Source organism: Acidovorax lacteus (genome assembly GCF_039540375.1).
Lineage (GTDB): Bacteria > Pseudomonadota > Gammaproteobacteria > Burkholderiales > Burkholderiaceae_C > Acidovorax_G > Acidovorax_G lacteus.
This window is the reverse complement of the sequence record NZ_BAABEX010000030.1, coordinates 67,743-86,363: the sequence shown is the minus strand read 5'-3', so window position 1 is coordinate 86,363 and position 18,621 is coordinate 67,743. Positions and strand designations below refer to the sequence as shown.

The following is an 18,621-nucleotide window of genomic DNA, read 5'->3' as shown; positions in this document are numbered from 1 at the left end:
GCGGGCGCAGGGGGGGGCGGCCATGGCTTGAAACGCAGGCGCTGGCGCAGGAAAGCGGGCCGCTTTCAGATTAGAAGTGTTTGGAGTTCAGCAAATTCAAGCGTGGGCAGCGATGGAATCAGGAGCAACCCCGCTGGTGTGCGCGTGCGGACGGACCTTCGTTCACCGGCTTTGCCGCGATGGACCGAAGCAAGGTGGTGGTCGATCATGAGGGAGCCTTCAGGCCAAACGGGCCTGAAACCCAGCGAAATCAAGCACGAGCTGCTACCAAATCAGGAGCGATGATGGCCGTGTCGGCGGTGCTGAGGGGCAGTCGGCATCATCGGCAGAGGGCCCAGAGCACCCAGAGCACCCCGCCCGCTGTGGCGCGCGCGCCGCACTGCGTGGGCGATGGCCGTGCCTGCGGGTAACTCCCCGGCACAGCACCCCTTCATTTCTTCATAATTATGGAAAATTATCGAAAATGACGGGGCCCACATCCCAGTCGTCGACCTGGTCCGTGACTTGCCCACGGCCCGGCCGCCCCGTCTGCCGATGCCCACCCAGGAGCCGCGCCGCATGCCTGTTGCCCTGCCGCTGCACGACGAAGCCGCCCGCCGGCTGCGCGAAGAAATCTTCGCGGGCCAGCTCGTGCCCGGCAGCTTTCTTGACGAAGCGGTGCTGTGCGAGCGGCTGGCCATTTCGCGCACGCCGCTGCGCGAGGCGCTCAAGGTGCTGGTGGCCGAAGGCCTGCTGCGCCACGAGCCGCGCCGTGGCTGCTTTGTGGCGCAGGTCACCGAGCGCGACCTGGACGAGATCTTTCCCGTGATCGCGCTGCTCGAAGGCCGGGCCGCGTTTGAAGCCACGCGCAACGCCGGGGCGGCCGACGTGGCCGCGCTGCAGGCGCTGCACGACCGGCTGCAGGAGCATGCCGCGGCGAGCCGCATCCCCGAGTACTACGAGGCCAATCACAGCATCCACGAGGCCTTCATCACGCTGGCCGACAACCGCTGGCTGGCGCAGGTGATTGGTGACCTGCGCAAGATCCTGCGCCTGGCGCGGCTGCAGCAGCTGCACGCGCCGGGCCGCCTGCAGCAAAGCCTGGCCGAGCATCTGGCCGTGTTTGCCGCGCTGCGCGCCGGCGACAGCCTCGCCGCCGAGCAGGCCATGCGCACCCACCTGTTGCACCAGCGCGAGGCGCTGCGTGACATCGCCCGCCACCACCAATCGAGGTTGAGCCCATGAGCACCCCCGCCGAATGGATTTCGCGCAGCGTCTCGCGCCTGCGCGCCGCTGGCCGCGGCGACAAGGCGGCCGACGCGCCCGCTGACAAGCCCGACAAAGCCGCGCCGCGCAGCACGCAAGAGCGCCTGCAGGCCACGCTGCGCCGGGCCGACGAGGCGCTGTCGCCGCGCGCGTTGCGCCGCCTGCTGGCCGACCTGCAGGAAGTGGCCGCCCCGCAACTGAGCGAGATCGAAGGCGGCCGCCGCGCCGAGGCGGTGGCCCAGTGGTACGCGCAGGCCCAGCCGGCCGAGCGGCGCGACATGTGGCTGCTGCTGTGCGAGCAGTTTGCGCCCGATGCCGAGCGTGTTCAGAAAGCCCGCCAGCGCTACGAGGCGGCCGCCGGCACCGATGACGAAGGCCAGGCCGAGATCGGCCTGCGCCGCGCGCTGGTGTCGCCGCGCACGCGGCTGCTGCAGCGTTTTGCGGTCGCACCCCAGGGCATGCGCTTTCTGGTGGACTTGCGCGCCGAGCTGCTGCCCCAGCTCAAGTCGCACAAGCGGCTGCTGGCGCTCGATGCCGAGCTGGAGCAACTGTTTTCCACCTGGTTCGACATCGCGTTTCTGGAGCTCCAGCGCATCTCCTGGGATTCGCCGGCTTCGCTGCTTGAAAAACTCATCCAGTACGAAGCGGTGCACGACATTCGCAGCTGGGCCGATTTGAAAAACCGGCTCGACAGCGACCGGCGCTGCTACGGTTTTTTTCACCCGCGCATGCCGGGCGTGCCGCTGATCTTTGTGGAGGTGGCGCTGCTCGACCGCATGGCCGACAGCATCACGCCGCTGCTCGACGAGACCGCCGACGCCGCCGATGCGGCCCGCGCGACCACGGCCATCTTCTACTCCATCAGCAACACCCAGGTGGGCCTGCGCGGCGTGAGTTTTGGCGATTCGCTGATCAAGCAGGTGGTGGAGACGCTGGCCGAAGAGTTCCCGCGGCTGCGGCACTTTGCCACGCTGTCGCCTATTCCGGGCTTTCGCGCCTGGCTGGGCAAGCACGCCGCCGGGCTGATGGAGCGCATGGACGAACGCCGCCGCGCCGAGCTGGGCCGCTGCGTGGGCTTTGAGCCGCCGCAGGCCGCGCACGTGCTGGCCGCGGCCGAGCAGCCGCTGACACTCGATGCGCGCTCGCCCGTGCGGCAGTTTCTGCTGGAGGCCGCAGCCCGCTACCTGGGGCGCGAGCTGGTCGAGGGCAAGCCGGTGGACCCGGTGGCGCGCTTCCACTTGGGCAACGGCTCGCGGGTCGAGCGGCTCAATTGGGCGGGCGACCCATCGCCCAAGGGGCTCAAGCAGTCGTACGGGCTGATGGTGAACTACCTGTACGACCTCAAGCGCCTGGACAAGCACCGCAGCCTGCTCGCGCAGGGCAAGATTCCGGTGTCGGGCGACATCGACAGCCTGTGCCGCGATTGAGCGCCGGTGGGCCCATGGCCATGTCGCCCCCGACCTGCATGCACACACCGTTTGTTTGCTGGCCCGGTGGCCGCAGCCCGCAGAGGCCGCGCCTTGGTGCCGATTCCGGGCCCACGCCCGTCCTCTGACCACCACAAGGAGACACTCGCCATGGTCATGACCCCTTCCTCGCGCCTTCCGCGGCGCCAGTTCCTGGCCGCCGGGGCCGCATCGGCCTGGGCCTTGTCGCCCCTGGGCGCGCTGGCCCAGGCCAGTGCCTGGCCGGCCAAGCCCGTGAATCTGGTGGTGCCGTTTCCGGCCGGGGGCGGCACCGACGCGTTTGCGCGCCCGCTGGCCGCGCAGTTTTCCAAGGCCACGGGCAAGACGCTGGTGATCGACAACCGCGGCGGCGCGGGTGGCACCGTGGGCGCAAGCTTTGCGGCCAAGGCCGCGCCCGATGGCTACACGCTGTTCATGGGCGCGGTGCACCACGCAATTGCGCCGTCCATGTATCCGCGGCTCGACTACGACATCGAAAAAGACTTCATCCCGCTGTTTTTGCTGGCCAACGTGCCGCAGGTGGTGGTGGTCAACCCCAAGACGGTGCCGGCCGCTAACTTTGCGCAGTTCCTTGAGTTCGTGAAGCGCAACCCGGCCAAGCTCAACTACGGCTCGGCCGGCGCGGGCACCTCGCACCACCTGGCGGGCGAGCTGTTCAAGCAGCAGACCGGCACCTTCATCACGCACATTCCGTACCGCGGCGCGGGCCCGGCCTTGCAGGACTTGATTGGCGGCCAGGTGGACATGATGTTCGACGGCCTGGGCTCGTCGGCCGCGCACATCAAGGCCGGGCGCATCAAGGCGCTGATGGTGTCGGGCCACAAGCGCAACCCGGCCTTCCCCGACGTACCCTGCGCGGCCGAAGTCGGGTTGCCCGACTACACGGTGACCACCTGGTACGCGCTGTGGGCCCCCAAGGGTACGCCGGCCGACATTCAGGCGCGCATCATCGACGAGGTCCGCAAGCTGGGCACGGCCGACGAGCTCAAGAGCGTGTGGGCCAGCAACGGCGCGGAGTTTGGTGGCATGACGCAGGCGCAGTTTGCGGCGTTTGTGTCGAGCGAGGTCAAGCGCTGGGCGGCTGTGGTCAAGGCCTCGGGTGCCAAGCTCGACTGACCGTTAAGCGGCCTGCGGGCCCACAGAAAGGATGCAATGACCGCAGAAGTGGTGTGCCAGGCGCTCGATGCCGCGCTGGCCGGGCCCGGCGTGGTGCAGGTCACCCTGCGCCACACCGGGCGGCTCAACGCCATGTCGCGTGCCATGTGGCGGCAACTGCGTGCCGTGTTCGAGCAGCTGCAGGCCGATGCGGCGCTGCGCTGCATCGTGGTGGCGGGCGAGGGCGGGGCGTTCTGCGCCGGGGGCGACATTTCGGAGTACCCGGGCTTCCGCTTCGACCCGGCCACGCTGCGCGACTTTCACGAAGGCGACGTCTGGGGCGGGCTCAACGCCATGCTGTGCTGCGACGTGCCCGTGGTGGCCGCCATCGACGGCGCGTGCATGGGCGCGGGGGTGGAGATTGCAAGCTGCTGCGACCTGCGCGTGGCCGGGCAGGGCGCGCGCTTTGGCGCGCCCATTGCGCGGCTGGGCTTTCCGATGGCACCGCGCGAGGCACGCCTGGTGGGCAGCGCCGTAGGCCCGGTGGTGGCACGGCAAATGTTGCTTGAGGCCGCCACCTTCAGTGCCGACGAGATGCTGGCGCGCGGCTTCTTGAGCCGCGTGGTGCCCGACGCCGACGTGCTGCAGGCCGCCCTGGCCAGCGCCCGCCGCATCGCCGCGCTGGCCCCGCAGGCCGCCCGGCTCAACAAGCAGACGTTGCGCGCCCTGGCGGGCCTGGCCGACGGCCCGCCGCCGCCCGACCCGTACGCTTACGCGCCCAGCGCCGAGCACCGCGAGGGCATTGCCGCCTTTCTGGCCAAGCGGCCGCCTGCGTTCTGACGCCGCGCTGCCCGATTCGTTTTCTGTTCCTTCCGACCTTGAACCGCCATGTCTTCTGCCAACCTGTTTGACGCCCTGCGCGCCGCCTTCCCGGCCGACCTGGAGGCCACTGCCGTCGAAACCACCACGGCCGACGGCCAGCCGCTGTACTACACCTGGCGCGACCTCGACCGCGGCAGCGCCCGCATGGCCAACCTGCTGGCATCGCTGCGCCTGCCCGAGGGCAGCCGCATCGCCGTGCAGGTCGAAAAGTCCGTCGAAGCGCTCATGCTGTACCTGGCCACGCTGCGCGCGGGCTATGTGTTTTTGCCGCTCAACACGGCCTACCAGAGCGCCGAGATTGAGTACTTCATCGGCAACGCCGAGCCCGCCGTGGTGGTCTGCACCCCGGGCAACTTCGGCTGGGTGAGCAAGATCGCCTTTACCGCGGGCACGGGCCATGTGTTCACGCTGGGCGACGACCGCACGGGCAGCCTGCTGCAGCGCGCCGCCCACCAGGCCGACGCGCACACGCCCGTGGCCCGCACGGCCGACGACCTGGCCGCCATCCTCTACACCAGCGGCACCACGGGCCGCAGCAAGGGCGCGATGCTGACGCACGGCAACCTGCTGAGCAATGCGCAGGTGCTTAAAACCTACTGGGGGTGGACGGCCACCGGCGGGCTGGACGGCCGCGGGGACGTGCTCATCCACGCGCTGCCCATCTTCCACGTGCACGGGCTGTTCGTGGCCATCCACGGCGCGCTGCTCAATGGCAGCAAGATGATCTGGTTTGCCAAATTCGACCCCAAGGCCGTGATTGCCGCGATGCCGCGGGCCACGGTGTTCATGGGCGTGCCCACGCTGTATGTGCGCATGCTGGCCGAGCCCACCCTCACGCGCGAGGCGGTGTGCAGCATGCGCCTGTTCATCGCCGGCTCGGCCCCGTTGCTCATCGAAACCTTCAAGGAATGGCAGGAGCGCACCGGCCACACCATCCTCGAGCGCTATGGCATGAGCGAGACCATCATGCTCACCTCCAACCCCTACGCGGCCGACGCACGCCACGGCGGGCAGGCCGAGCGCCGCGGCGGCACCGTGGGCTTTGCGCTGCCCGGGGTGGACTTGCGCGTGGTGGGCGAGGGCGGCGCGGCCCTGCCCGTGGGCGAGATCGGCGGCATCCAGGTGCGCGGGCCCAATGTGTTCAAGGGCTACTGGCGCATGCCCGAGAAAACGGCCGAAGAATTCACCGCCGACGGCTTCTTCAAGACCGGCGACGTGGGCCTGATGGACGAGCGCGGCTACGTGCGCATCGTGGGCCGCAGCAAAGACCTGATCATCAGCGGCGGCTACAACGTCTACCCGGCCGAGATCGAGGGGTACATCAACGAACTGCCCGGCGTGGCCGAAAGCGCCGTGGTGGGCGTGCCCCACCCGGACTTTGGCGAGGTCGGCGTGGCCGTGGTCATCGCCAAGCCCGGCGCACAGCCCGACGCAGCACAGATCATCGCCACGCTCAAGGCCCAACTCGCCAACTTCAAGATCCCCAAGCAGTGCTTCGTGGTGGCCGAACTGCCGCGCAACACCATGGGCAAGGTGCAGAAGAACCTGCTGCGGGAGCAGTACAAGGGGTTGTTTGCGAAGCACGGGGCTTGAGGACCTGCAGTAGGGTCCGCACTGCAATGCCCCGGGCAGCGGATTGGTTTGCTATTAAATTGATAGCTGCTCGTGATTGATTTAAAAGCACGAGCAGCTCAAAACGCCCCTAGGCAGGGGGCATGTCTCAACGTAGCACCAGCACCGGAATGTGCGAATGCGTGAGCACGTGCTGCGTTTCGCTGCCCAGCAGCAGGCGCTTGAGGCCCTTGCGGCCGTGCGAGGCCATCACGATCAGGTCGCACTTGTGCTTTTTGGCGGCCGAGATCACCGCTTCGGCCACCAAGTCGGACTTGGCGATCACGGCCTTGACGGTCAGGCCCTGGGCTTCGCCTTGTGCTTTCACCGCATCGACCATGGCCTGGGCGGCGTCGCCCCATTGCTTTTCGATGCGCTTGATGTCGGATGCGTCCACGGGCATGCCGCCTTCAAAGTAGCTGCGCGGGTAGCGGGGCACAACCTTGAGCGCCACCACGGTGGCACCGCACAGGCTGGCAAGGGACAGACCGCTTTCCACCGCCTTGTCGGACAGGGGGGAGCCGTCGGTGGCGATCAGGATGCGCTGGTACATGGAGGGTCTCCTCGGGTGTTGATGGGCACAGCTTAGGCCTGCGGTGCCGGGGCGGCTTGATCCATGTCAATGAGCCCGGCGGGGGTGGGCGGTAGTCTTGCCGCATGTCAAATCTTCCCCCCGGTGGGCCGGCGCTTGCGCCAGCCGAAGAGGACCTGCCCCGGGCCATGCCGGGGGCAGAGTCCGCCACAGAGCCCGCCGCTGCACACACCCTGCTCGACGATCCGCAGGAATGGACCGGCTTCGGCCGCCAATGCACGCCCGCGGGCACGCCGCTGCCGGCCAATGCGCAGGTGCCGCCGCAGGACAGCTGCTGGGATTCGCAGGTGGTGCTGGATGGCATGCACTGCGCAGCCTGCGCGCTCACCATCGAAGACGCGCTGCGCGCCGTGCCCGGCGTGCTGCAGGCCGACGTGAGCGCGGCCACGCGCCGCGCGCGCGTGGTGTGGCAGCCGGGGCAGGTGCGGCCCTCGGCCTGGATGGAGGCGGTGCGCCGCGCGGGTTACCGCGCGCTGCCTGCCATGGATGCCTTTGCACGCGAGCAGCGCCTGCGCGAGAGCCGCAAGGCGCTGTGGCGCTGGCTGGTGGCTGGCTTTTGCATGATGCAGGTCATGATGTACGCATGGCCGGCGTACGTGGCCCAGCCGGGCGACCTGACGCAGGAGATGGAGACGCTGCTGCGCTGGGCCTCGTGGGTGATCTCGCTGCCCGTGGTGTTCTTTGCCTGCGGGCCGTTTTTCACGAGCGCGCTCACCGACCTGCGGCTGCGCCGCGTGAGCATGGATCTGCCGGTGGCGCTGGGCATGGCCATCACCTTTGTGGTGAGCACCATCGGCACTTTTGAACCCGACGGCATCTTCGGGCGCGAGGTGTACTACGACTCGCTCACGATGTTCGTGTTCTTCCTGCTCACCGGCCGCTGGCTGGAGCTGCGCCTGCGCGACCGCACGGCCGGCGCGCTGGAAGCCGTGATGAACCGCCTGCCCGACAGCGTGCTCCGCTGGGACGCCACGCAAGGCGACTTTGCGCGCGTGGCCACCCGCCGCCTGGCCGTGGGCGACACCATCCGCGTGCTGCCGTCCGAGGCGTTTCCGGCCGACGGGCGCATCGTGCAGGGCAGCACCCACGCCGACGAGGCACTGCTCACCGGCGAATCGACCCCCGTGGCCCGGCCGCAAGGCAGCACCGTGACGGCCGGCAGCTACAACCTGCAGGCGCCGGTGGATGTGGTGGTGGAAGGCGTGGGCGCCGCCACGCGCTTCGCGCAGATCGTGGCGTTGATGGAAAGCGCCTCGTCGCAAAAGCCGCGCCTTGCGCGCCTGGCCGACCGCATTGCGCGGCCGTTTCTGGTCGCGGTGCTGGTGGCCGCCGGACTGGCCGCAGCCTGGTGGTGGCCCACCGACCCGGGCCATGCCCTGATGGTGGCGGTGGCCGTGCTCATCGTCACCTGCCCGTGCGCGCTGTCGCTGGCCACCCCCGTGGCCATGCTCACAGCCGCGGGCACGCTGGCGCGCCAGGGCGTGCTGGTGCGGCAGTTGCAGGGGCTCGAAGCCCTGGCGTCGGTGGACACGGTGGTGTTTGACAAAACCGGCACGCTTACGCGCGACGGCATGGCGCTGCGCACGGTGCAGCCTGCAGCGGGCCACAGCCGGGCGCAGGTGCTGGCCCTGGCCGAGGTGCTGGCGCGCCGCTCCATGCACCCGGTCTCGCGCGCGCTGGCACAGCAGGCGGTGGCCGAAGGTGCGGTGCTGCCGCCCGATGTGCCGGTGCAAGACGCCGAGGAGCACGCAGGGCTGGGCCTCTCGGCCTGGGTCTACAACGCTCCGGGTCTGCCTGGCCGCTGGTGCCTGCGCCTGGGTTCGGCCCGCCATGCGCGCGTGTCTGCACCCCTGGCGCAGGGGCTGCAGGCCGTGTTGTCGGCCGAGTCTGCCGATGGCGCGGTGCAAACGCTCGCGGTGTTTGAGTTGACCGAGGACCTGCGCGAGGACGCCGTGCGCACCGTGCAGCAGTTGCAGGCTGCCGGCGTGGCGGTGCAGATGCTTTCGGGCGACCGCCGCGACGCGGTGCAGCGCGTGGCGCAGCAGGCGGGCATTGCGCAGGCCCAGGGCGAATGCACGCCCAAGGGCAAGCTGGCGCTGCTGCAGGCGCTGCAGGAGCAGGGGCACCAGGTCGCCATGGTGGGCGACGGCCTGAACGACGGGCCCGTGCTCGCAGGCGCGCATGTGTCGTTTGCGTTTGGCCGCTCTGTGCCGCTGGCGCAGGCACGGTCTGATTTCGTGGTGCTGGGCGACCGGCTAGAGCTGGTGGCGCAGACCCTGCTGCTGGCGCGCCGCACGCTGGCCATCGTGCGCCAGAACCTCTGGTGGGCTGCGGCCTACAACGCGCTCAGTGTGCCCCTGGCCGTGGCCGGTTGGATGCCCGCGTGGCTGGCGGGCCTGGGCATGGCGCTGAGCTCGCTGCTCGTGGTGCTCAACGCTGCGCGGCTGGCGCGTGCACTGCCCGATCCCACATCTTCTGTCGCTGCTGCGCTGCCGGTTGCGGCCGCGCCTTCGTCGTCTGTTTCACCCACTGTGGAGGCCGCCTGATGGACATCCTGTACCTGCTGATTCCGCTGTCCGTAATTCTCGTGCTCTTGATCCTCGCAGGCCTGTGGTGGGCGGTGTACCACGGCCAGTTCGAGAGCATCGAGCAAGAGGGCGAACGCATTCTTCGGGACAGTTGACTTTCGTCAATGCCCCCAGGCAGTCACTGATTGAAACTTTCACCGCTATCAAAAGAGGTGCCCGATGGATTCTCCAAAAACAAGCGCTGCGCACTACAACGACTCGGTCGTGCGGCAGTTTTCTATCATGGCCGTCGTGTGGGGGGTGGTTGGCATGCTGGTGGGCGTTTTCATCGCCGCCCAGCTGGCCTGGCCTGAGCTCAACTTCGGTATCCCATGGCTGAGCTACGGGCGCCTGCGTCCGCTGCACACCAACGCGGTGATCTTCGCCTTCGGCGGCTGCGCGTTGTTTGCCACCAGCTACTACGTGGTGCAGCGCACCTGCCAGGTGCGCCTGTTTGCGGGCCCTCTGGCGGCCTTCACCTTCTGGGGCTGGCAACTCGTGATTCTGGCCGCGGCCATCAGCCTGCCGCTGGGCTACACCTCGGGCAAGGAATACGCCGAGCTGGAGTGGCCCATCGACATCCTGATCACGCTGGTGTGGGTGGCCTATGCCATCGTGTTCTTCGGCACGGTGGGCATCCGCAAGGTCAAGCACATCTACGTGGCCAACTGGTTCTTCGGAGCGTTCATTCTGGCCGTGGCGATCCTGCACCTGGTCAACAGTGCGGCCGTGCCTGCTGGTCTGATGAAGAGCTACTCGGCGTACGCCGGGGTGCAAGATGCGATGGTGCAGTGGTGGTACGGCCACAATGCCGTGGGCTTCTTCCTCACCGCGGGCTTCCTCGGGATGATGTACTACTTCATCCCCAAGCAGGCTGGCCGTCCGGTGTACTCGTATCGCCTGTCGATCGTGCACTTCTGGGCGCTGATCTTCACCTACATGTGGGCCGGCCCCCACCACCTGCACTACACCGCGCTGCCCGACTGGACGCAATCGGTGGGCATGGTGTTCTCGCTGATCCTGCTGGCTCCCAGCTGGGGCGGGATGATCAACGGGATCATGACCCTGTCGGGTGCCTGGCACAAGCTGCGCGACGACCCCATCCTGCGCTTCCTGATCGTGTCGCTGTCGTTCTACGGCATGTCCACGTTCGAGGGCCCGATGATGTCCATCAAGACCGTCAACGCGCTGAGCCACTACACCGACTGGACCGTGGGCCACGTGCACTCGGGTGCGCTGGGTTGGGTGGGCCTGATCTCCATGGGATCGCTGTACTACCTGGTGCCGCGCCTGTTTGGCCGCGAAAAGATGCACTCCATCAAGGCGATCGAGGTGCACTTCTGGATGGCCACGATCGGCATCGTGCTCTACATCGCCGCGATGTGGATTGCCGGTGTGATGCAGGGCCTGATGTGGCGTGCAGTGAATGCCGACGGCACGCTGACCTACACCTTCGTGGAAAGCGTCAAGGCTTCGTACCCGTTCTACGTGATCCGCGTGGCCGGTGGCCTGCTGTACCTGGGCGGCATGCTCGTGATGGCCTGGAACGTCTGGCTGACCGCGATTTCGGGCCGGTCGGTCAAGGTGGCCATTCCCGCCGTCAATGCGGCCCACGCCTGAGTCTGAGGAGCTTCACATGTCCGAAAACAACACCGCCTCCAAAGGCTTCAGCCACGAGAAGGTCGAGACCAACAACTTCCTGATGATCGTGCTGATCCTGCTGGTCATCGCGGTCGGTGGGCTGGTCGAGATCGTGCCGCTGTTCTTCCAGAAGTCCACCACCGAGCCGGTGAAGGGCGTGCAGCCGTACAGCGCGCTGCAACTGGTAGGCCGCGACGTCTACATCCGCGAGGGTTGCTACAACTGCCACTCGCAGATGATCCGCCCGTTCCGCGCCGAGACGCTGCGCTACGGCCACTACTCGGTGGCTGGTGAGTTCGTGTACGACCACCCCTTCCAATGGGGCAGCAAGCGCACGGGCCCTGACCTGCACCGCGTGGGGGGCAAGTACAGCGACGAATGGCACCGCGTGCACCTGATCAATCCGCGCGATGTGGTGCCCGAGTCCAACATGCCGGCCTACCCGTGGCTTGAGAAGGCTACGGTCAATCCGGCCGACGTGGCGCCCCGCATGAAGGCCTTGCGCACCGTGGGCGTGCCCTACACCGACGCCCAGATCACCGCTGCGGCCGAGGAAGTCAAGGGCAAGACCGAAATGGACGCGCTGATTGCGTACCTGCAGGTCATGGGCCGTGCGCTCAAGTAAGGAGGTTCGCAATGGATATCACCACCATGCGCATCGTCGCAACGCTGGCCAGCCTGGCCGTCTTCATCGGTATCTGCGTCTGGGCCTACCTGGGCAGCAACCGGGGCCGCTTTGATGAGGCAGCCAAGCTGCCTTTCGAGCAGGAATGACGATCACCACCAGAACGAGAATTACCCATGAGTGACTTCACCAGCAATTTCTGGTCGGTTTACGTCGCAGCGCTCACCGTGATCGGCATCGTCGCCTGTCTGGTGCTGTTGTGGATGGCCGGCCGCAAGAAGGTTATCTCCACCAGCGACAACACCACGGGCCATGTCTGGGACGAGGACCTGGTCGAAATGAACAACCCCCTGCCGCGCTGGTGGGTGTGGCTGTTCGTCATCACCGTCGTGTTTGGCTTGGCCTACCTGGCCGCCTACCCCGGTCTGGGCGCCTTTGCCGGCAAGCTCGGCTGGTCGCAGCAGGCGGCGTACGACGCCGAAGTGGCCAAGGCCAAGGCGGAGCTCGAACCCCTGTATGCGCGCTTTGCTTCGATGAAGCCCGAGGACCTGGCCCGTGACCCGCAGGCTATGGCGATTGGCGAGCGCCTGTACATGAACAACTGCGCGCAGTGCCACGGCTCCGACGCGCGGGGCAGCAAGGGCTTTCCGAACCTGACCGACAAGGACTGGCTGCACGGCGGCGCACCGGAGAAGATCCGTGAGACCCTGGAAAAGGGCCGCGTGGGCAACATGCCCCCGATGGCCGCGGCCGTGGGCACGCCGGAAGACGTTCGCAACGTCGCGCACTATGTGCTGAGCCTGTCGGGCAGCCCCCACGACTCGCTGCGCGCATCGCTGGGCAAGCCCAAGTTTGCCGCCTGCGCAGCCTGCCACGGTGCCGACGGCAAGGGCATGACCGCCATGGGCGCGCCCAACCTCACCGACGACATCTGGCTGCACGGCTGGGGCGAGGCGGCCATCGCCGCCATCGTCACCAACGGCAAGGTCAATGAAATGCCTGCGCAGGCCGAGAAGCTGACGGAAGCCCAGATTGGCGTGCTCACGTCCTACGTCTGGGGTTTGTCGAACAAGGCCGGCGCTGCGCGCTGAGCTTGCGCTGTGGCGGCGCGGGGGCGTCGCCACGCGTTCTCCGGGGCCTTGGGGCCCCCCACGTTATTGAAGATGAGCCACCATGCAGCCCACTGACGGCCAGCCTCGCAAGGTCATTCCGATCACCCCCGCGGAGCCTGATGCGTCTTCGCAGGTCGAGGTCATCTCCCTGTACGAAGCCCAGAAGAAGATCTACCCGCGCTCTATCAGCGGGCTGTTCTCGCGCTGGCGCTGGGGCATGGTGTTCCTCACGCAGCTCGTGTTTTACGGCCTGCCGTGGCTGCAGTGGGGCGAGCGGCAGATGGTGCTGTTCGATCTGGGGGCGCGACGCTTCTATATCTTCGGCCTGGTGCTGTATCCGCAGGACTTCATCTACCTGACGGGTCTGCTCATCATCTCGGCCCTGTCGCTGTTTCTGTTCACCACCGTGGCCGGGCGGCTGTGGTGCGGCTTCACCTGTCCGCAGACGGTCTACACCGAGATCTTCATGTGGCTGGAGCACAAGATCGAGGGCGATCGCAGCACCCGGCTGCGCTTGGACAACGGCCCATGGACGGCCGAGAAGATCCGCAAGAAGACGCTCAAGCAACTGGCCTGGATCTCGGTGGCGCTGTGGACGGGCTTCACCTTTGTGGGCTACTTCGTCCCCATCCGCCAGCTCGGCGGCGAGCTGCTGGCCCTGCAAGGCAGCTGGCAGATCTTCTGGGTGCTGTTCTATGGCTTTGCCACCTACGGCAATGCGGGCTACATGCGCGAGCAGGTCTGCAAATACATGTGCCCGTACGCGCGCTTTCAGAGCGCGATGTTCGACAAGGACACATTGATCGTGAGCTACGACCCCGAACGGGGCGAGCCGCGCGGGCCACGCAAGAAGGACACCGACCACAAGGCCAAGGGCTTGGGCGACTGCATCGACTGTGCGCTGTGCGTGCAGGTGTGCCCGGTGGGCATCGACATCCGCAAGGGGCTGCAGTACGAGTGCATCGGCTGCGGCTTGTGTGTGGACGCCTGCGACACTGTGATGGACAAGATGAAGTACCCGCGCGGGCTGATCCGCTATGCCACGCAGAACGGCGTGGCCCAGCACTGGACACAGTCGCAAATGCTGCGCCGGGTGCTGCGCCCGCGCGTGCTGGTGTATTCGGCGCTGCTGCTGGCACTGTGCGTGGCCATGTTGACCAGCCTGGTCATGCGCACCCCGCTCAAGGTGGACGTGGTGCGGGACCGCGCGGCCTTGTCGCGCATCGTGGCGGGCGGCAAACTGGAAAACGTGTACCGGCTGCAGATCATGAACGCCACCGAGACCACGCAGCGCTACCACATCTCTGCGACAGGACTGGACGGGCTGGAGGCTCTGTCGGACGGCGACGTCGAGGTGGGGCCGGCCGAGTCGCGTTGGGTGGCCTTGCGTCTGCAGATTCCGTATGGATCGGCGCCATCCGGCTCGCACCCGGTGCAATTGGAGGTGCGCGGACTGACCGACGGCCACAAGGTGATCGAGAAATCGGTCTTTCTGGTGCCCCGATGAGGCGCGTGGTGCTGCCGCAGGGCCTCGGCTCACAGCAGCTGTTTGAGAATTTGTAAGGAGTATCGAAATGTCCTCTTCCCAGAACCTGGCACCCCGTGCCGCACCGTGGTGGAAGTTTGGCCATGTCTGGATGTTGATCGCCGGACCGGCCATCGTCATCGTTGCGGGTTTCGTCACCTTGTGGCTGGCGCTGAGCCGCCCCGATCCGGTGATTGCCGAGGATTACTACCGCCGCGGTGTGGAAATCAACCAGACGCTGGCCCATCCCGAGAAGAGCCTCGCGCCCGCCATGAAGGGCCGCAACCATGCGGCCACGCCGCCTGAGGACCAGCCTCGCTGACATTGCGGGCCAGGCCTGTGGCGCCCCGCGTGGGAGGCCGGGCATCTTCCTCACAGCAGAACGGCCGAATGGCCGCAAGGAGACAGACGATGTGGACTCAGCGCTGGATGTGGATTGCATGGCCAGCCTTTCTCATGGCGGGCGTGCTGGAAATACTGGTCTTCGCGATGGTCGATCCGCAAGATCTTCACTGGTTTGGGCAGCCGGTGCCCCTGTCACGCGAGGGCGTCTACACCGTGGCCTTTTTTGTGTTCTGGGCCATCGCCATGGCCTCCAGCGCGCTGACCACGCTGCTGTCGCTCTCTCCGTTTGAAGTCAACCGGTGTCCGGTGCCGCAGGACCAGCGGCCGGACGACTGCCGCAAGGGCGCATCCTGTTCCTGAGCCGCAACGGTCGCGCGCGGGTGCCCGCAACGGCGTGGCACCGTGCTCCACGCAGCCGCTGCGTTGCGGTGGATGCACCGCGCGCTGCGGGCCGGGCGGTGCCAGGTTTTTGGTTTGCTATCAATTCAGGAGCTGCTCGTGCTTGTCAAATAAGCACGAGGGGCCGAAATCGCACCAGACAGCGCAAGCAGCCTACGCAAGGGCCGTGGGCGTGGGTGCGGTGCGCGTTTTTGCCGGTTGCGTTCGGTGATGCACCGGTGGGGCTGCTGCACAGGCGCATCGGCCGACCGCAAGCCGCCTGGTTCACAGGGGTGCCGGGGTGGATCTGCCGGCACGGCGGGCCGTGCCACAGGCCAGCGCTGGCAGCGGGAGAGCCGCCTTCAGTGGCAGGTCTGCTGGCTGTTCACGATGCGCTTGAGCGCATCGGTATCGAGGATGCGCACATGCCGCTGCTTGACTTCGACGATGCCTTCCTCGACGAACTTCGAGAACGTACGGCTCACGGTTTCGAGCTTGAGCCCGAGGTAGCTGCCAATCTCTTCGCGCGTCATGCGCAGCACCAGTTCAGACTGCGAAAACCCGCGCGCGTGCAGGCGCTGCACCAGGTTAAGCAGAAACGCCGCCAGCCGCTCTTCAGCCCGCATGCTGCCCAGCAGCAGCATCACGCCGTGCTCGCGCACGATCTCGCGGCTCATGATCTTGTGCACGTGGTGCTGCAGTGCCGTCACTTCGCGCGACAGGTCCTCGATCCGATCGAACGGCATCACGCAGACTTCGGCGTCTTCCAATGCCACCGCGTCGCAGGTGTGGTGGTCGTTCACGATGCCGTCCAGACCGATGATCTCGCCAGCCATCTGAAAGCCTGTCACCTGGTCGCGTCCGTCCTCCGTGGCCACGCAGGTCTTGAAGAAACCCGTGCGAATCGCGTACAGCGAGGTAAAGGCCTCACCGTTGCGAAACAGGGTGCCGCCGCGTTTGACCTTGCGCCGGATCGCCACGATGTCATCAATGCGCTGCAATTGCTGCTCGTTCAGCCCCACCGGCATGCACAACTCACGCAGGTTGCAGTTGGAACAGGCGACTTTGATGGTGAGCGGATTCATGGACTCTGAAAAAAAGATGGCAACGCCTGTACCTTCGATCGGCAGGCCGTCACAGACATTCTCCGAGGAGCGAGCCTGCAGCTGATGTAAGGCAAATTCTCGCCGCAGCTACCGGCAGATCGCTTGATTCATGTCAAGGACATGCCTCGAAGGCTAAGGCACAGTGCAAAAGCACGCAAGGATATTTCCACATGACCGCTGTAACGCCCGAACTGCTGCGCCGTTTCGATGTGCCAGGGCCTCGCTATACCTCTTATCCTACGGCCGATCGTTTCGTTGAAGCCTTCGGTCAGGACGACTACGTACTGGCGCTGGACCAGCGCCGTCTGGGCACCACCACCAAGGCGATGCCGTTGTCGCTGTATGTGCACATCCCGTTTTGCGAGTCGCTGTGCTACTACTGCGCCTGCAACAAGATCATCACCAAGCACCATGACCGCGCAGACACCTACCTGCGGTATCTGAGCCGAGAGATCGACCTTCACACCGCGCGGTGCGGCCCGGGGCAGACGGTCAGTCAGCTGCACTTGGGCGGCGGCACGCCCACCTTCTTGTCTGACGATGGCTTGCGCGAGCTCATGGCCATGCTGCAGCGCAGCTTTGTGCTGGCCCCGGGCGGTGAGTATTCGATCGAGGTCGATCCCCGCACCGTGACAGCCGAACGGCTTGCGGTGCTGGCGGAGCTGGGCTTCAACCGGCTGAGCTTTGGGGTGCAGGATTTCGACGCTGAGGTGCAGAAGGCTGTGCACCGCATCCAGCCCGCAGAGCAGGTGTTTGAGCTGGTGGCCTCGGCACGCGCGTTGGGCTTCGAGTCGATCAATGTGGACCTCATCTACGGGCTGCCGCGACAGACCCCTGAGTCGTTCGACCGTACGCTGGCGCAGGTGGCCCACTTGCGGCCCGACCGCATTGCGCTGTATGCCTACGCGCACTTGCCAGAGCGCTTCAAGCCTCAGCGCCGCATCGTCGCAGCCGAGTTGCCCACCGCCGGGGCCAAGATCTCCATGCTGTCGCGTTCGCTGGATGCTTTCATGGACGCCGGGTATGTGTACGTGGGCATGGACCACTTTGCCCTGCCAACCGATGCCCTGGCGGTGGCCAAGCGACAGGGGCGCCTGCACCGCAACTTCCAGGGCTACAGCACACAGCCCGATTGCGACCTGATCGGTCTTGGGGTCTCGGCCATCGGTCGCGTGGGGGCCACCTACAGCCAGAACGCCAAGAGCCTGGAGGAGTACTACGACTTTCTCGACCAGGGCCGGCTGCCCATCGTGCGCGGTTTGGCGCTCACCCGCGACGACATGCTGCGCCGCGCGGTGATCATGTCGCTGATGTGCCAGGGCGAGGTGCTCTTCGAGCCACTGGAGCAGGCCTGGTTGATCGATTTCCGCCAGTACTTTGGTGCTGAAATGGGCCAGATGGAAGACATGGCCGGGCAGGGCTTGGTCACGGTCCGGGACGATGGCATCGAGGTGACCGCCATGGGGTGGTTCTTTGTGCGCGGCGTGGCGATGGTGTTCGATCGGTATTTGCAGGCGGACCGCAACCGCGCGCGGTTCTCTCGCATCATCTGACGGCATCGGACCCGCAGCATGTCGCCTGCACAGCCTTTCTTCGGTCAGCGGGAGTGGTCTCCGTTGTGGCTGGAGGCTTGCTTATGAGTACCGCGCTGATCATGAGCGCGTGGGTCATGGGCGTGCTGGGGGGAGCCCACTGCCTGGTCATGTGTTCGGCACCGTGCAGCACCGTCGTGCAGGCGACACCACCGCAAGCGGCCAGTGGTCTGCAGACGGTTCAGTGGGCGTCGCTCGCCCCACCGTCCCCGCGCTGGTCGCGTCTCGTCGGTTTCCACCTCGGCCGTTTGCTCGGCTACGGCCTGCTGGGCGCAGGGGCGGCGCTGGCCATGGACAGCCTCGCCTGGTTCAGTCAGGCCACGGCGGCGCTCCGACCCCTGTGGTCGCTGGCGCATGTGGCCATGCTGGCCTGGGGCCTGCTGCTGGTGCTGCAGGCCCGGCAGCCCCAGTGGGTGGAGGCAGGGGGGCGGGCGGTGTGGCGGCGCCTTGGCCCCTGGGTCGGATCGTCCGGCGGCGCTGTCGGTTCAGGGGTGGCCTGGGCCTTGATGCCTTGCGGTCTGTTGTATTCGGCGCTGCTGGTGGCCGCGCTGAGTGGCGGGGCGCTGGCCGGTGCAGGGGTGATGGTGGCTTTCGGGCTGGGGACGGGGCTCTGGCTGGTCTCCGCTCCCTGGGCCTGGGGCCGACTGCGCAGGGTCTTCAATGCCTGGCGTGCCGAGTGGGGCACACGCCTCGCCGGGGGAATGCTCTGCGCTGTGGCGGTGTGGGCCCTCTGGTACGACCTGGTCCATAAGCCCTCGCTTTGGTGCCGTTGAGGCGCAGGCGCCACGGGGAGGGCGCACACGGGCATTGTTCACGAGACAAGCCATTCGAACTGGTGA

18 protein-coding genes are annotated in these 18,621 nt (G+C 66.8%); 16 read left to right on the top strand and 2 right to left on the bottom strand.

Annotated features, from left to right (window positions below; genetic code table 11):
* Window positions 1-558: 558 nt before the first annotated feature.
* The 5 genes from ABD866_RS15295 to ABD866_RS15275 all read left to right on the top strand — a co-directional run bounded on the left by ABD866_RS15295 (window position 559) and on the right by ABD866_RS15275 (window position 6,281).
* A complete protein-coding gene (locus ABD866_RS15295) occupies window positions 559-1,224 on the top strand; it encodes a GntR family transcriptional regulator (RefSeq protein WP_345067096.1) in 666 nt (221 codons plus the stop codon).
* Window positions 1,221-2,672, top strand: coding sequence for a malonyl-CoA decarboxylase (locus tag ABD866_RS15290; RefSeq protein ID WP_345067093.1), 1,452 nt, complete (start codon window positions 1,221-1,223; stop codon window positions 2,670-2,672). The genes ABD866_RS15295 and ABD866_RS15290 overlap by 4 nt, the downstream gene beginning before the upstream one ends.
* Before the next feature lie 156 nt (window positions 2,673-2,828).
* On the top strand, window positions 2,829-3,827 hold the full coding sequence (locus tag ABD866_RS15285) for a Bug family tripartite tricarboxylate transporter substrate binding protein (protein WP_345067090.1): 999 nt from the start codon (window positions 2,829-2,831) through the stop codon (window positions 3,825-3,827).
* A 36-nt stretch (window positions 3,828-3,863) separates the two neighbouring features.
* Entirely contained in the window at window positions 3,864-4,646 is a 783-nt protein-coding gene (locus ABD866_RS15280) for an enoyl-CoA hydratase/isomerase family protein (protein WP_345067087.1), read from the top strand.
* A 48-nt stretch (window positions 4,647-4,694) separates the two neighbouring features.
* Window positions 4,695-6,281 carry a malonate--CoA ligase gene (locus ABD866_RS15275; protein ID WP_345067085.1) on the top strand — a complete coding sequence of 529 codons (1,587 nt, stop codon included), beginning with the start codon at window positions 4,695-4,697 and terminating at the stop codon, window positions 6,279-6,281.
* Between the two features lie 127 nt (window positions 6,282-6,408).
* On the opposite strand, the gene ABD866_RS15270 is transcribed toward ABD866_RS15275, so the two are convergent.
* A complete protein-coding gene (locus tag ABD866_RS15270; protein WP_345067081.1) occupies window positions 6,409-6,852 on the bottom strand; it encodes a universal stress protein in 444 nt (147 codons plus the stop codon).
* A 104-nt stretch (window positions 6,853-6,956) separates the two neighbouring features.
* Here ABD866_RS15270 and ABD866_RS15265 point away from each other — a divergent pair, with 104 nt between their 5' ends.
* The 9 genes from ABD866_RS15265 to ABD866_RS15225 all read left to right on the top strand — a co-directional run bounded on the left by ABD866_RS15265 (window position 6,957) and on the right by ABD866_RS15225 (window position 15,066).
* The gene (locus ABD866_RS15265) at window positions 6,957-9,437 is read left to right on the top strand and encodes a heavy metal translocating P-type ATPase (protein ID WP_425549599.1); all 2,481 of its coding nucleotides are present in this window, start codon (window positions 6,957-6,959) and stop codon (window positions 9,435-9,437) included.
* Window positions 9,437-9,574, top strand: coding sequence for a cbb3-type cytochrome oxidase assembly protein CcoS (gene ccoS / locus ABD866_RS15260; protein ID WP_345067078.1), 138 nt, complete (start codon window positions 9,437-9,439; stop codon window positions 9,572-9,574). Before ABD866_RS15265 ends, ccoS begins: the two co-directional genes overlap by 1 nt.
* 64 nt (window positions 9,575-9,638) lie before the next feature.
* Window positions 9,639-11,078 (top strand): cytochrome-c oxidase, cbb3-type subunit I, encoded by a 1,440-nt coding sequence (ccoN, locus tag ABD866_RS15255; protein ID WP_345067075.1) that lies wholly within the window; start codon window positions 9,639-9,641, stop codon window positions 11,076-11,078.
* 16 nt (window positions 11,079-11,094) lie between these two features.
* A complete protein-coding gene (ccoO, locus tag ABD866_RS15250) occupies window positions 11,095-11,724 on the top strand; it encodes a cytochrome-c oxidase, cbb3-type subunit II (RefSeq protein WP_345067072.1) in 630 nt (209 codons plus the stop codon).
* Window positions 11,725-11,735: 11 nt separating this feature from the next.
* A complete protein-coding gene (locus ABD866_RS15245; RefSeq protein ID WP_345067069.1) occupies window positions 11,736-11,873 on the top strand; it encodes a cbb3-type cytochrome oxidase subunit 3 in 138 nt (45 codons plus the stop codon).
* A gap of 27 nt (window positions 11,874-11,900) precedes the next feature.
* Window positions 11,901-12,815 carry a cytochrome-c oxidase, cbb3-type subunit III gene (ccoP, locus tag ABD866_RS15240; protein WP_345067066.1) on the top strand — a complete coding sequence of 305 codons (915 nt, stop codon included), beginning with the start codon at window positions 11,901-11,903 and terminating at the stop codon, window positions 12,813-12,815.
* Window positions 12,816-12,897: 82 nt separating this feature from the next.
* Entirely contained in the window at window positions 12,898-14,343 is a 1,446-nt protein-coding gene (gene ccoG / locus ABD866_RS15235; RefSeq protein WP_345067063.1) for a cytochrome c oxidase accessory protein CcoG, read from the top strand.
* 67 nt (window positions 14,344-14,410) lie between these two features.
* Window positions 14,411-14,683, top strand: coding sequence for a FixH family protein (locus ABD866_RS15230; RefSeq protein ID WP_345067060.1), 273 nt, complete (start codon window positions 14,411-14,413; stop codon window positions 14,681-14,683).
* An 89-nt stretch (window positions 14,684-14,772) separates the two neighbouring features.
* The gene (locus tag ABD866_RS15225; RefSeq protein ID WP_345067057.1) at window positions 14,773-15,066 is read left to right on the top strand and encodes a hypothetical protein; all 294 of its coding nucleotides are present in this window, start codon (window positions 14,773-14,775) and stop codon (window positions 15,064-15,066) included.
* A 380-nt stretch (window positions 15,067-15,446) separates the two neighbouring features.
* On the opposite strand, the gene fnr is transcribed toward ABD866_RS15225, so the two are convergent.
* A complete protein-coding gene (fnr, locus tag ABD866_RS15220) occupies window positions 15,447-16,169 on the bottom strand; it encodes a fumarate/nitrate reduction transcriptional regulator Fnr (RefSeq protein WP_345067054.1) in 723 nt (240 codons plus the stop codon).
* Window positions 16,170-16,360: 191 nt separating this feature from the next.
* Between fnr and hemN the strand changes: the two genes are divergently transcribed.
* Together hemN and ABD866_RS15210 are read left to right on the top strand one after the other, a co-directional pair.
* Window positions 16,361-17,743, top strand: a complete 1,383-nt coding sequence (gene hemN, locus ABD866_RS15215) for an oxygen-independent coproporphyrinogen III oxidase (RefSeq protein WP_345067051.1) — start codon at window positions 16,361-16,363, stop codon at window positions 17,741-17,743.
* An 83-nt stretch (window positions 17,744-17,826) separates the two neighbouring features.
* The gene (locus tag ABD866_RS15210; protein ID WP_345067049.1) at window positions 17,827-18,555 is read left to right on the top strand and encodes a sulfite exporter TauE/SafE family protein; all 729 of its coding nucleotides are present in this window, start codon (window positions 17,827-17,829) and stop codon (window positions 18,553-18,555) included.
* The last annotated feature ends 66 nt before the right edge of the window (window positions 18,556-18,621 follow it).